Annotated in this window: 5 protein-coding genes; all 5 read left to right on the top strand. The window is 41.5% G+C overall.

The window, feature by feature from the left end; translation table 11 throughout:
• The first annotated feature begins 124 nt into the window (after nucleotides 1-124).
• Complete coding sequence (gene dacB / locus I6J02_RS10055; RefSeq protein WP_236582394.1) at nucleotides 125-1,552, top strand: D-alanyl-D-alanine carboxypeptidase/D-alanyl-D-alanine-endopeptidase; 1,428 nt, start codon at nucleotides 125-127, stop codon at nucleotides 1,550-1,552.
• 120 nt (nucleotides 1,553-1,672) lie between these two features.
• Nucleotides 1,673-3,952 (top strand): NADP-dependent malic enzyme, encoded by a 2,280-nt coding sequence (locus I6J02_RS10050; RefSeq protein ID WP_201681540.1) that lies wholly within the window; start codon nucleotides 1,673-1,675, stop codon nucleotides 3,950-3,952.
• A 120-nt stretch (nucleotides 3,953-4,072) separates the two neighbouring features.
• Nucleotides 4,073-4,657: a Holliday junction branch migration protein RuvA gene (ruvA, locus tag I6J02_RS10045; RefSeq protein WP_201681539.1), complete on the top strand. Its 585-nt coding sequence runs from the start codon at nucleotides 4,073-4,075 to the stop codon at nucleotides 4,655-4,657.
• A gap of 161 nt (nucleotides 4,658-4,818) precedes the next feature.
• Nucleotides 4,819-11,844 (top strand): cell surface protein SprA, encoded by a 7,026-nt coding sequence (gene sprA, locus I6J02_RS10040; RefSeq protein WP_201681538.1) that lies wholly within the window; start codon nucleotides 4,819-4,821, stop codon nucleotides 11,842-11,844.
• Between the two features lie 649 nt (nucleotides 11,845-12,493).
• Nucleotides 12,494-15,766, top strand: coding sequence for a SusC/RagA family TonB-linked outer membrane protein (locus I6J02_RS10035; RefSeq protein ID WP_236582393.1), 3,273 nt, complete (start codon nucleotides 12,494-12,496; stop codon nucleotides 15,764-15,766).
• The last annotated feature ends 6 nt before the right edge of the window (nucleotides 15,767-15,772 follow it).

Raw genomic sequence — 15,772 nt, 5'->3', positions numbered from 1 at the left:
GCAAGTTAGGCAATTCAACAATAACTCACGAAACGGGTAATCAAGTTTTGACAATTTAAAAACGAATGAAAATCATACCCATCAATTTTCAATATGCTATATTTGTCTTACATTCTATTGATTTATGAAGAGACTATTTTTTCAAACACTACTACTGACACTCTGTGCAAATACATTCATGATCAATATTTTTGCACAGGATTCGAAGGCAATTCAACAGGCTTACAGCAATTTTGAACAGCAAGCCAATCTCAAATATGGCATAGCATCATTAACGGTACTAGATTCCAAAACAGGAAATGTGCTCTTTTCCAAAAATGGTCAGACCGGACTTCCTACAGCTTCCACGCTCAAAGTCATTACCTCAGCTACTGCTTTAGATCTTTTGGGTCCAAATTTTACCTTTAAAACAAAGCTGTATTATACAGGTGAGATTGACAGCCTGGGCACTTTAAAAGGAAATATAATTATTGAAGGTGGAGGCGATCCTACTCTGGCCAGTTCGAGGTTTGAAGGAATGAACGAAGAGACCTTATTGAATAAATGGGTCTACGCCATCCAGAATGCAGGGATCAAATGCGTAGAAGGAAGTATTATCGGTGATGACCGCTTTTTCAATGGCAATACCGTTCCGGGAGGATGGATATGGACAGACATCGGCAATTACTATGGAGCAGGGGTTTCCGGACTCAACTGGCGAGAGAACAGTATTGGTGTGCAATTTAAAGCGGGAAATACAGCAGGCTCAAAGGCAACACTAACCGCGATGACTGTAGACTCCTCTTACCTGGACATTCACAATGAAACATTAACAGGTGTGAAGGGATCCGGAGATAATGTATATGCCTATTCTGCCCCGTATTCAACCCGGATTTATATCAGAGGAACATATGGTCTGGATCTTAAAAAAACAATCGAAATTGCAGTTCCCGATCCGGCATTCGATGCTGCTTTTCAACTGCAAAAATCTTTGCGAAGAGCCGGCATATTGACAGAAAACGAACCTCTAACCGGCAAACAACTGACAGAAAGAGGCGAAACTATAGCGAAAGACAGAAAAGAACTGGATGTGCACGAATCTCCGAAGATGCAGGATATTGTATACTGGTTCAACCAGAAAAGTATCAATCTCTACGGGGAGACATTATTGAAGACGATCGGTATGTACAGCGGGCAAAAGATCGAAACAGCAGATGCGGCTGATATGGTGAAAAAATTCTGGAAGGCAAAACTGAATATCCCGGAAGGCGAACTTAACATCGTTGACGGTTCGGGTCTGTCTCCGCAAAACAGAGTGACCTCTCTCGCAATGGCAAAAATAATGAACTACGCCCGATCACGTAACTGGTATAATATTTTCTACAAGAGTCTGCCCACATACAATGAGATGAAGATGAAAAGCGGAACTATAGGAGGCGTACTGGGCTATACCGGATATCAGACTTCTAAGGCAGGTCAGGAATATACTTTTACCTTATTAGTCAATAACTACGAGGGGACGGGATCTGCTATGCGCAAGTCTATGTTCGGCTTACTCGACATCCTGAAGTAAAAAATTCGTTCAAATGCCAGATTTTTTGAAGTTTAATACCTTAAAAATATTGTTCTCCGAAAAAGAAGATTACATTTGTAGCCTTAAATAAGTAAATAACTGAAATAAGTATAGTGTATAATGAGTAAAATTAATCGCAAGCAGGAAGCCTTAAACTACCATTCAAAAGGACGTCCGGGCAAGATCGAGGTAGTGCCTACAAAACCTACTAATTCACAGAGAGACCTATCATTAGCATATTCTCCGGGTGTAGCTGAGCCATGTCTGGCTATCGCTGCTAACAAAGAAGATGCGTATAAATATACAGCAAAAGGAAACCTTGTTGCGGTTATCAGCAATGGTACTGCAGTATTAGGTCTGGGAGACATCGGAGCACAAGCCGGAAAACCAGTAATGGAAGGTAAAGGACTGTTGTTCAAGATATTTGCTGACATTGATGTTTTTGACATCGAGCTGGACACCAAAAATGTAGATGAGTTTGTCAATATCGTAAAAGCACTGGAACCTACTTTCGGAGGTATCAATCTGGAAGATATCAAAGCACCTGAATGTTTTGAGATCGAAAGACGCCTGAAAGCAGAAATGTCAATTCCTGTTATGCATGATGATCAACACGGTACAGCCATCATTTCAGGTGCAGCTCTGATCAATGCTTGTGAATTACAGCATAAAGATATTTCAGAAGTAAAAATCGTGGTTAACGGAGCCGGAGCAGCAGCTATCTCTTGTACAGGTATGTATATGTCTGTAGGGGCTAAGAAAGAGAACATCGTGATGCTGGACAGTAAAGGTGTAATCCGCAGCGATCGTGAAAATCTGGATAAAATGAAAGCAGAATTTGCTACAGACCGTGATATCCATACATTAGCAGATGCATTAAAAGATGCGGATGTATTTATCGGTCTTTCTGCAGCAGATGTGATGACAGAAGAAATGCTGTTATCCATGGCAGATAAACCGATCGTATTGGCAATGGCTAACCCGAATCCGGAAATCGCATATGATCTGGCTGTAGCGACACGCTCAGATATTATCATGGGTACAGGCCGTTCGGATTATCCTAATCAGGTAAACAATGTACTTGGATTCCCTTATATCTTCCGTGGCGCACTGGACGTAAGAGCAACAGGCATCAATGAAGCAATGAAAATTGCCGCTGTAAAAGCGATTGCTGATCTGGCAAAACAGTCTGTTCCGGAAGCAGTAAACCAGGCGTACAATGCTAATAATTTGAAATTTGGTATAGACTATATCATTCCAAAACCAAACGATCCGAGATTGATTACAGAAGTTTCGGTAGCTGTGGCAAAAGCAGCAATCGAATCAGGTGTAGCCCGTTTGCCAATCACCGACTGGGATAAATATAAAGAAGATTTGCGTCAGCGCATGGGTAAAGATGACCGCATTATGCGCGATCTGACCATGGTGGCCAAACGTGATGCTAAACGCGTTGTATTTGCTGAAGCAGATAATTACAAAATTCTTCGTGCAGCACAGATCGTCAAAGAAGAAGGTATTGCAATTCCGATCTTATTAGGTAAAAAAGCAAAAATCAACAAATTGATTGATGATTATGCATTGGAACTGGAAGGTGTGGAAATCATAGACCCTGTAGAAGAAATCGAATCGGAGCGTTATCAGAAATTTGCGGATCACCTGTATAAGAAAAGACAACGTCGCGGTCTTTCCAGACTGGATGCTGAAAAAATGTTACTGGATCGCAATTACTTCGGAGCAAGTCTGGTCGAATTTGGAGAAGCAGATACGCTTATCTCGGGTATGACTAAGAATTATGCGAAGACCATCAGACCTGCTCTTCATGTTATTGGTGCACAGCCTGGCAGCAAGATCGCAGGGATGTATATGATGCTGACTGAAAAAGGACCTGTTTTCTTCGGAGATACGACTGTAAATGTAGATCCTTGTGCGGAAGAATTAGTGGATATCACGGTATTACTGGACAAAGCTATCCGTAAGATGGGTATTGAGCCACGTATCGCATTATTATCATACTCTAACTTTGGGTCTAACGATGGCAAAACGCCTCAGAAAGTTCGTAAAGCAGCACAGTTACTTCACGACCAATATCCGTCCATCATCGTAGATGGTGACTTACAGGCCAACTTTGCTATGAATCCGGAAATGCTCACAGCAAATTTCCCGTTCAGCAATTTAAACGGTCATGCAGCTAATACCTTGGTTTTCCCTAATCTGGAATCCGGAAACATCGCTTACAAACTGCTTCAGGAGATTGGAAATGCAGAAGCGGTCGGTCCTATTTTATTAGGAATGAACAAACCAGTACATGTATTACAACTGGACAGTTCTGTCCGTGAGATTGTTAATATGGTGACTATTGCTGTAGTAGATGTACAGTCTTACCAGAAAGGCAGACAATAATATAACAGATGGAGACTGCCTGCTGTGAGGATTTACAAATGGCAGGCAGACTCCATTCCTTTTGAATATGGAAGATTAAAAACATACCTTTAGGTTTTTACTTTTGAATCTTACTTGAATATGTACGAATATTTTAACGGTAAATTAGTTTTTAAAGCCCCTACCCATGTCGTTTTGGACGTAAACGGGATCGGCTACTATATCCATATTTCACTCAACACCTTTTCACTGATCAAAGATCAGGAAAACTGTAAATTATTTATTTCATTCCAGGTACGTGAAGATTCGCAGACCCTTTTTGGTTTTGCAACCGAAGGCGAACGCCAGCTTTTCGAACATCTTATATCCGTATCCGGGATCGGTCCCAATACAGGCCGTATGATCCTCTCCTCTATTACCCCCGAAGAAATTCAGTCTGCCATTATCAACGGACAGGTAGCAGTGATCCAGAAAATAAAAGGAATCGGTCCCAAAACAGCACAACGCCTCATTCTGGAATTACAGGATAAACTCAAAAAACAAGGCCCGGACGCACTTATCTCCCCTGTGATAAGTAAACAATCCGTTCCGGAAGAAGCACTCAGCGCACTCGTTATGCTGGGATTTGTTAAAAACCAGGCAGAGAAGGTTTTAAACACCATTATTAATACTGAACCTGACTTATCCGTCGAGCAACTTATAAAACTTGCCTTAAAGCGTTTGTAGAGCTATCTCTACACTTAATTAAACCCACATACCTATTATTCATTATGTTTCTCATAACTAAGAATATAATGGTTGTTTTGTTATACAAAATAGTTGATATTTGCATAATAGTTATATAACGAAATCAATTAATCTGTTGTGAAAAATTTAACGGCTGCCATTTGAAGACAAACATTTACGCTTTAATCTTTGCTATTTCCCTGATTTTTTTATGCGGGCAAACAAATGGGCAAACCATTCGTCCTGCGCAAAAAGAGCAGGATTCTACTGCTATTCCTTACCGTTTTAAGGACCATCCGTTTTTGAATATTCATAAACAATACAATCCGTTTTCTCTGGAGCATCCCAACAATATCAAAAGGGAAATTATTTATGACACCAAGTCAGGCCAGTATATCATCAAGGAAAATCTGGGAGCCAAACAATATCGTCCCCCACTTTATCTGACATTGCCTGAATTTCGTGATTATGAAGCCAAGCGATCACAGAAAAATTATTGGGAAGAGTTAGCCGATAAGAATCTTGCAGAAGAACGCCGCCGCCGTCTGTTTCCGGTTATCGAAATCGAAAGTCCGGCTTTTGAACGTATTTTCGGAGGAAACAAAATCGATCTTATCCCACGTGGAAGCGCAGATATTACCCTGATGGGGCAATATAATAACAATGCGAATCCCATGTTTGATGAGACAAGACGCAAACAGTGGGGATTTGATTTTGACCAGCAGATCAATATGAACCTTACAGGTCATATCGGTACACGCGTAAAGATCAATGCCAACTTTAACTCAACAGCACAGTTCGACTTTGAAAATCAGATTCGTTTTGACTATGTTGCTAAAGACGATGATATCTTACGCCGGCTGGAAATTGGTAACGTCTCCATGCCCTTGAATTCGACATTGATTCAGGGGGTACAATCCTTATTCGGGGTCAAGGCACAGCTTCAGTTCGGACGCCTCAACTTCACCGGATTACTCTCACAGCAACGTTCCAGACAAAAAGAGATAACCATTACAAACGGTGCACAGGAAAGCGAATATACTTTACAGGCTGACAACTACGAAGCCAATCAGCACTATTTCTTGTCGCAATATTTCAGAGAAAACTATAACCGTACACTGGCGCTTGCTCCTATTATCAATACCAACATCAATATATCACAGGTAGAGGTATGGTTAAGCAACCGTTCCAATTCCTATGAAGATGCCCGTGATGTCATGGCCCTGATGGATTTAGGAGAATATCAACCCTATAACAATCTCATCAGCCCCGGAAGTTCCAGACTTCCCTCCACTGGTATTCCTAATGAAAACAATGCAACCGTATCCAACAACCTGTTGTCTCTTTTAGGCGATAACGGACGTCAATCTAATGGTACATTTGTACAGAGTTTCTTTGCCGGCTCGGGAGCGAACGACAACTATGCCAAGATGACTTACGCCCGTAAGCTGATTGAGAACCGAGACTTTACTATAGACAGAAAACTCGGATACATTTCCTTAAATCTTCCGCTTAATGCCGATCAGGTGCTCTCCGTAGCTTACCGCTATACGGCTAATGGCAGAGAGTATCAGGTGGGTGAATTCAGTACAGATATTCCGGTGACGCCTTCCGATCCCAAGATGCTGTATACAAAACTATTAAAGAATGAGACCTTAAAACCCAAACTGCCTATATGGGATCTGATGATGAAAAACATCTATGCTCTGGGTGCTTACAATGTCTCCAATTCCAACTTTATTCTGCAGATCTACCGTACAGAAGACGAAACCGGAACAGAGCGACCGGCTATATATGAAGGTCAGCGAACCGCTGAAAAAACATGGCTGGAACTGACAGGCCTTGACCGCCTCAATCAGCAGCAGGCACAATCTCCTGACGGATACTTTGATTATCTGGAAAACATTACCATTGAACCTAAAAAAGGAAAACTGATATTTCCGGTGGTCGAACCTTTCGGCAGAGACCTGGCCAGTCAGTTTATTACCGGATCTGAACAAGCCCTGATTGATAAATATACATATCCGGAATTATACGATTCCACCAAGGTCATAGCTCAACAGCAATTCCCGAATAAAAACAGGTACCGTATAAAAGGCAGATACAATTCAGCAATGGGTACCGAATACCAGATCGGAGCCTATAATATTACAAGAGGATCCATTCAGGTCATGGCCGGCGGAGCTCTTCTGCAGGAAGGTGTAGACTATACGATCGATTATGAGATTGGGCGTCTGCGTATTCTGAATGAAGCACTGATGCTTTCGGGTCAACCCATACGGGTGACGGTGGAAGATGATGCCATGTTCAATCTGCAGCAGAAGACACTGATGGGCGGACGGTTTGATTATCTCGTGAATGACCAGCTTCAGGTAGGTGCCACGATTATGAATCTGACGGAAAAACCTTTGACAGAAAAAGTGAATATCGGTGAAGAGCCAATGTCCAACACCATGTTGGGAGCCGATCTGACCTATAATGCACCTTCAAGATGGCTGACCCGAATGGTGGATAAACTCCCATTCCTGAGTACCAAAGAGGAATCAAACATCTCCTTCTACGGGGAATTTGCAAAATTGATACCCGGACATCCGAAAGGGCTTGATACCCAAAACGGAACAACAGGAACTACTTATATAGATGATTTTGAAAACAGTGTATCTTACATTGATCTCAAAAACCAATATAGCTGGCAAATATCCGGAACTCCACGCCTGTTTACAGAATCTAATCTCAGTGATGACCTCCGTTACGGATACAATCGTGCATTACTGGCCGTGTATAATATTGACCCTATTTTTTACCGTAATAATAGTCTGACTCCAACCAATATTACAACGGCAGAACTCAGCGACCACCGTGTACGTGAAGTTGGAGAAAAAGAGGTCTTTCCAAATAAAGATACACGCTCCGGTCAGAATGACTGGTTACAGACTCTGGATTTTGCCTATTATCCTAATCTGAGAGGTCCGTATAACTATACAACTTCAGGGGTAAATGCTGACGGAACATTAGCCAATCCGAAAAGCCGTTGGGGAGGCATGTTCAGAAAGATTGATAATACCGATTTCGAAGCACAGAATATTGAATTCTTGGAAATGTGGATGATGGATCCTGTTCTGACAAACCCGAATAAAGATGGGGGTGACATTTACTTTAACTTAGGAAATATTTCAGAAGATATTCTAAAAGATGGCCGCAAGTCCCTTGAGAATGCGTTATCTCCGGTAGGAGATCTGTCACAGGTAGATCAGACCAACTGGGGACGTGTTACGAAAAATCAGCCGGTTATTCAGGCATTCGACAGCGATAATGAAAGTCGTGAACGTCAGGATGTGGGTCTGGATGGACTGAGTGATGCGGACGAGTCTTCCTTCCATGGCAGTTTCTTATCTCAGCTTCAGGGGGTATTAAATCCTGCTGCTTTAGCGGAGATACAGAATGACCCTTCCAGTGACAACTATATGTACTTCCGCAGCCAGCAAATGGATCAGCAATCGGCAGGTATATTGAAAAGATATCAACGCTACAACGGTGTAGACGGTAACTCCAAAACAAATGAACAGTCACAACGTGACTTTGGCGTGCCTACCTCTGCCAGTACATTACTTCCTGATGGCGAAGATGTAAACCGTGACAACAATATGAATGAGATCGACGAATACTACCAGTACCGTATCTCTATCAGACAACAGGATATGATCGTAGGACAAAATCATATCGTAGATGAACAGACGACAAAAGTAACTCTGGCGAATGGCCAGCAGCAGGATATCAAATGGTATAAATTCCGTATACCCTTGACACAATATGAAAGCAAATTCGGAGATGTACAGGATTTCAAATCAATCCGTTTCATCCGTACTTTCATGACCAATTTTACAGATACCGCGATAGTACGTCTTGCTAAACTACAGTTTGTAAAAGGAGAATGGAGAAGATACAATCCTGAGAATAATCCTTCCAAAGTCATCAGCGATTATTCCATGGGTGTCGTTGCTTCTGATAATTCTATTTTTGATGTGGCGAATATCAATGTCGAAGAAAACGGGAAAAGAGATCCTATTCCTTATATACAGCCTCCGGGAATCAACAGACAAGTCGACTGGAGTAACAATAACTATAATGTAAGATTGAATGAACAGGCACTTAGTTTAGACGTCATCAATCTACGTGACGGATACGGGCGCGGGACATTCAAGACAACTTCTCATGACTTCAGACCATATGGCCGTATTGAGATGTTTATTCATGCGGAAGGAATGAACCTCAAGAATGGAGATGCACGCGCGTTTCTGCGGGTAGGTACTGATGATAAATACAACTATTACGAATACGACATGCCTTTAGCGGTCACTCCATACGGTGCGACCTCTCCGGATCTGATCTGGCCAAATGAAAACCGGATGAACATTCAGATTCGTTTATTTCAGGATGCCAAGATGGCGCGCAGCAAAGCTACGCTAAACGGTCAGCCATGGCCGCTGGATGTTCCATTTGAATATATGGATGGCAACAATCGTATTGTCGTATTGGGAGCTCCGGACATCAGTAAAGTCCGCTATTATATGATGGGGGTACGAAATCCTCTAAAAGGCAGCTCGACCAGTAACTCCGCCGATGATGGAAGCAACATTACAGGATCATTCTGGTTTAATGAACTTCGTCTAACAGACTTTGATGATAAAGGAGGCTGGGCGGCAACAGCCCGCCTGAATCTGAAACTTGCAGATTTTGCAAACGTTTCTGTATCGGGAACTAAATCTACAATTGGATTCGGATTCCTATCTCAAAGAATGAATGAACGCCGCCGTTCTGAGGATATGTACTTTGACATTATGTCTAATGCGGAACTGGGAAAATTCTTCCCAAGAAATTACGGCCTTGTCATTCCGTTTTATTTCAGTTATTCTAAACAGACATCTACTCCGGAATACAATCCGTTGAATCCGGATATAGAACTGAACTCTGCATTAGCAACTATGTCTCGTAATCAGCAGGATTCATTAATGAGGTTGGTACAGGACTATACAACACGTAAAAGTTTCAGTCTGACCAATGTCCGCAAGATCAGAACCAACAACGAAAAGCCGATCAGACCATGGGACATTGAGAACTTCAGTGCGACATATGCTTACTCCGCATACAATCACAGAGATTTCTCCGTAGCCTCTTCCATTCAGCGCAACTATCGTGCAGCATTAGATTACAATTACAGTAACCCTTCTGTTAAGTTTATAGAACCGTTTAAAAATGTAATTAAATCTGATCACCTCAAACTGATCAGAGACATCAATTTCAACCTTGTTCCCTCATTGATTAATTTCAGAATAGATGTGAACCGGGTGTATAGTGAAAATACAATCCGGGATAATACCTCCGATAATGTGTTGCCGACATTGTATAATAAAAACTTCAACATGAGCCGTATTTATGGCATCAGCTGGGACCTGAGTAAATCCCTCCGTCTGGATTTCAATGCGACTAACTATTCCATTATTGATGAACCGGATGGTCGCTTGAACGGAATAAAACGGGATACCATGTGGAACAACTTCTGGAAAATGGGCAGAACCACCGATTATAATCACATGTTGAATATCGCCTACACTTTGCCAGTTTCCAAACTACCTTACATGGATTGGGTAAATGTAATAACCCGGTACGGAGCACAGTTTACATGGCAAAGTGAACCTCTGTTATCATTGCGCAATCCGGATATAAACGTAGGAAACAGTATACAGAATAACCGGACAATACAGATCAATCCATCATTGAATATGGTTGGGCTCTATAATAAATTTGGCTTTATCAGACGTAATTCCGGACGGAATGCAAAAGGTTCGAAAGCCTTCTTTATTCAACTGTTGACCTCCATACGCAAAATTGACGGAGCCTACACTAAAATCGAGGGAACGTATTTGCCGGGCTATCTTCCGAAGACAAAAGCTTTTGGTTATGATTTTGAAGCCAACGCTCCGGGTTGGGGATTCCTGTTCGGTAGCCAAAGTGATATCCTTCAAAAAGCGATCAATAATAACTGGCTGTCAACCGACTCTCTGCAGACACAGCTGTTTACACGTTCTTTTGCAGAAAATCTTTCACTGGTTGCCAATCTCGAGCCTGTAAAAGGTCTTCGTATTGACCTTACGGCAGCACGTACAGACAATTACAATTACACAGCAACAGTAATGTATAATTCGGGATCAGGAACGTTTGAACGTGTCACGCCATTCACAACGGGTAACTACAGTATTACGCAGATTGCCATCACTACTGCATTCAAAAATCATCAGGATCTGTTCCAAAAGTTTGAAGAAAGCCGTATGGTAGCTTCCCAGCGTCTCGCACAAACCAACGCCAACTCGGTAGGACAAAGTGCAGACTTCTATGCAGATGGTTATGGAAAAGCACAACAGGATGTTGTCGTGAATGCCTTCTTATCTACCTACCTTGGAAAAGATGTCAGCAAGAATAAGCTGAGCAGCATACCACGTACTCCACTTCCTAACTGGCGTGTCAGCTACAACGGGCTTGGCAAGCTACCGGGATTGAGCGATGTATTTTCTTCATTAACAGTTCTGCACAGCTATGCTTCACAATATACAATCAGCGGGTACAGCTCAGTGATACGCTATGAAGAAAATGCAGGTGCACCTTCGGAGAGAGATATTAATAATAACTTCCTGCCGAAAAATCAGTTCCAGCAGATCTCTATTATTGATCAGTTTGTGCCTTTGGTAGGTTTAGATGCCCGCTTCAAAAACAACATATCAGCAACCTCAGAATACCGCAAAAACCGCAATGTAAACTTCAGTCTGCAGAATAGCCAGATGGCAATTTTGACTGAAGAAGCATTTGTGCTGGGAGTTGGATTCAGAAAGAATAACTTCAGATTGCCATTCGGCTGGTTCAGCGACAGAAAAATGAATAACGATCTTAATTTTAAACTGGATGTAGCGATCAATGATCGTAAAACACTGGTCTACAGATCTGACCTGAATCGTTCGGAAGTATCCGCAGGTAACAAAAGTATTAGCTTCAATCCTACATTAGATTATATGCTGAATCAGACCTACAACATACGTCTGTTCCTGAATACGAATTCTGTAAGACCATATACCTCTCAGAATTACGCAACTTCTTATACCAACTTTGGCATCAATCTTAGAGTAATGTTTCAATAACGATCATTACTTAATGTTAGAAAGGGATTGCTAGATAATAGCAATCCCTTTTTTATTACAGCAGTCTGGCAGCATGGATTTATATTCTGTATTGAACCTAATAGTGCATTTTCCTTCCCCCGCACTGATAATTATCCTCACATTAATACCACTCCATCTAACTACTCCCCTGTTTTATTCATCTTTTCTTTCCTAATATGCGACATATCACTACATCGATTTCGCAATATATATTTGCATGAGAAGAAAAATAAATATATTATTGCAATCGGTTGCACATACAATATAAATCGCACAACTAACTAATTATATCGTTTCAATACGCTTTTAATATTTATCGGGAATAGTAAATAAAGTAAACTAACTAATCTTATTTGTTATTCTTTATAGCTCCAATTTTCTTGTAATAAGAGGTGGATGATTATGATAACTGATCAGGTACAATTGACGATAGCATAAATAACCAAATACCATATTAACGCTTAGTATTATGACAAAAAAAAATCACCTGAAAAATGAAATGTCGCTAACATTATGCTGCAGAAAATTTGGAAAAAGAAAGAGAATGCCCTACTCAAACATGACTTCACCTGGAATGTGTCCTGTTTTGAAAAAGTACACCGTCTCTTTATTTTTCAGTTTTCTGCTGATGCTAATTACAATCACGGGCAATGCCTCGGCGACACCTCAGCCAGGACAACAGAAAAAGGAAACTATTCGGGGAATCGTCAAAGATGAACAGGGTAATCCCTTAGAAGGAGCCTCTATACTCATTGTTCAACTCAAAAAAACAACTTCATCAGATAAGAAGGGAGAGTTTGCTATTGAAGACGTGCCGCATGGTACATATACCCTGCAGCTATCCTACCTTGGTTACATACCTACCCGTACTGATATTACAGTGAAAGCTGGCAATCCCAGATTATCATTTACGTTACAGACAGATGCAACAGGTCTCAATGAAGTTATCGTAGTGGGTTATGGTACTCAGAAGCGTTCAGATTTGACAGGCTCTATAGCTAAAGCTCCGGTAGAAGATATGCAAAAGGCTCCGGTAGGAAATTTTACAGATGCGTTGGCAGGACGTGTAGCTGGAGTGGTTGTAAGTGCTCCCGGAGGTCAACCCGGAAGTACGCCAAATATTGTAATCAGGGGTAACAATTCTATAAGTCAAAGCAACTCTCCTCTTTGGGTTGTAGATGGCTTTCCAATGGAAGATGCCAACGCCACCTCTATAAATCCAAATGATATAGAAAGTGTGGAAGTGCTTAAAGATGCATCAGCCACTGCTATATATGGAGCCAGAGGTGCGAATGGCGTTATTCTCGTCACGACAAAAAAAGGTAAGGCAGGTCCTCCTGTGGTTACTTTCAATGGAAGTTACGGATGGCAGAAGATTGGAAAAACGATGAAACTGATGAGTCCTGAAGATTTTCTAAACTATCAGTCAGAACGAGATATTCTGACGAACAATCTGTATCGTAATCCTGTCTCAGGTATATTGGGTCCCGGTACAGTAACAGATTCCATTTATTTTCGTAACGCCATGATTGAAGACTACAGAAACATTGAAGGAACAGATTTTCAGCGGAGTATGTTTCTTAACAGTCCAATGCAGAATTACGATATCAGTATTCGCGGAGGTACAGATAAAACCAAGTATTCCCTATCAGGTGGCATACTCGATCAGGATGGTGTCTTGATCAATTCGGGATTTCGCCGATATCAGGGAAGAATAAATCTGGAACAAGTTATTTCAAGGATATTTAAAATTGGTGCAGATGTAAACTATGCCAACCAGAAAGGATGGGGAGGTTCGCCGGTTCCGGCAAATATCAGTGGATATTTCACAGCACAAATGTCACCTTTCTACACCATGTGGGGATATCGCCCTGTTTCCCCTTTAGGAAAGGACGGAAGTCAAACAGTCGATCTGGAAACAGATTTTCTAGATCCTGCACAATGGAATACGAGCAGTATAGCCAATCAATATATCATCAATCCGCTCATCAATCAACAGCATCGCGTAAGAGACAACATCACCAATTCACTCAATGCCAATGCCTATATAGATATTGACATCCTGAAGGATTTGAAATTACGTATTACAGGAGGAATCAATCAATGGGCTCGTAAAGAGATACAATTTAATGATGCCCAGACAGCGGAAGGCAGCCCGCTTACAGCCAATGGATCTACTTATGGAGTGAATGGTTCGGTAACCAATAGTGAATTTACCGGATGGTCAAACGAAAATATACTGACATGGAATAAGAGTTTTGTCGAAAAACATAATCTGACAATGACAGGAGTAATTAGTGAACAGGGAGGACTTTATACACAGGATGGTGCCGCAGCAGTCAAATTGCCAAAGCCTGAATTAGGTATAGCAGGGCTATCGCAAGGAACTCCTCAGAATGTACTCTCTTCAAAATCAAACTGGACACTGGCCTCCTTTATGGCAAGGGCTAACTACAACTACGATTCTAAATATTTCTTAACGTTCTCCTACAGAGCCGATGGGTCATCCAAATTTGGTCCCGATAATAAATGGGGGAATTTTTGGTCTGGTGCAGTGAAATGGAACTTTTTCAATGAATCTTTTCTTAAAGATACGCAATGGTTATCAAACGGAGCACTTAGGGCGAGCTACGGACAGACAGGTAACAATCGTGTCAGTGATTTTGCGACCTATTCAAGAATGGGTATACTCACACCAGTTGTAGCACATAGTTCTGACGGAGCTATTTTTGCAAATGAAGTTCCTCCTTTTGCATATCCCAGTTCTTTCGGAAATCCGCAGTTACGCTGGGAAACAACAGAGCAAACAAATATCGGCCTTGATCTGGGAGTATTCAAAGGGCGTATTGCTCTTACAGTAGATGTCTATCGCAAAAAAACAAAAGATTTATTGCTCAACGCAGCAGTTCCGTTAGTACAGGGATACCGCTCCGTATTTAAAAATATCGGAAGTATGCAAAATCAAGGGCTTGAAATTGGACTTACAACGACTAATGTACAAACAGCTGATTTCAGATGGACCAGTAATTTTAACATTTCATGGAATCAGAGTAAAATTCTTGCCCTCGCTCAAAATCAGGAATCAATCCCGTCGACTACAGGGTTCGATGCACAGTTTTCAAATACCCCATCCTACCTTTCAAAGGTAGGGCAGCCTATCGGACAAATGTATGGTCTGGTATGGGATGGCGTCTATCAGTATGAAGATTTTAATTACACAACAGCTCTCAATACATCTGCCGGATTTCCGGGACAAGGAAGCCATTGGGTATTAAAAGATAATGTCCCTACAAACGGAAATAACAGAGCGTCTATACAGCCCGGAGATATTAAGTTCAAAGACCTCAATGGTGATGGCATAGTCAATGCGGAAGATTATACTGTAATAGGTCGCGGACTTCCTATACATACCGGCGGTTTTGGTAATAATTTTTCATACAAAGATTTTGATCTGAATCTGTTCCTGCAATGGAGCTATGGTAACAATATTCAAAATGCGAACAGGATTATATTTGAGGGGAACATCAATAATACCCCCCAATTTAATCAGTTTGAGAGCTATAACAATCGCTGGACACCGGAAAACACAAATACTACAATTTTCAGAACAGGAGGAGCAGGTCCCAGCGGAACATACTCTAGCCGGACAATTGAAGACGGATCCTATTTACGTCTGAAGACCGTCTCAATTGGCTATAGTCTGCCTGCGACAATCACAAACAAAATGAAACTTCAAAAATTAAGAATACATTTTTCCGGACAGAATTTATTAACGCTGACAGGCTATTCAGGTTTGGATCCCGAAATCAGTACCTATAACAGTGTGCTGACACCAGGGTTCGACTGGAGCGGATACCCTCAGTCCAGGACTTTCACATTAGGACTAAATGCTACATTTTAATCAATA

The organism is Sphingobacterium spiritivorum (genome assembly GCF_016725325.1).
GTDB lineage: Bacteria > Bacteroidota > Bacteroidia > Sphingobacteriales > Sphingobacteriaceae > Sphingobacterium.
The sequence above is the reverse complement of the archived record's forward strand: the minus strand, read 5'-3'. Positions and strand labels throughout refer to the sequence as shown.

Coding starts and splice junctions, on each gene's coding strand:
- I6J02_RS10035 (WP_236582393.1), top strand. CDS start 12,494: ATGCTAATTACAATCACGGGCAATGCCTCGGCGACACCTCAGCCAGGA.
- I6J02_RS10050 (WP_201681540.1), top strand. CDS start 1,673: ATGAGTAAAATTAATCGCAAGCAGGAAGCCTTAAACTACCATTCAAAA.
- ruvA (WP_201681539.1), top strand. CDS start 4,073: ATGTACGAATATTTTAACGGTAAATTAGTTTTTAAAGCCCCTACCCAT.
- dacB (WP_236582394.1), top strand. CDS start 125: ATGAAGAGACTATTTTTTCAAACACTACTACTGACACTCTGTGCAAAT.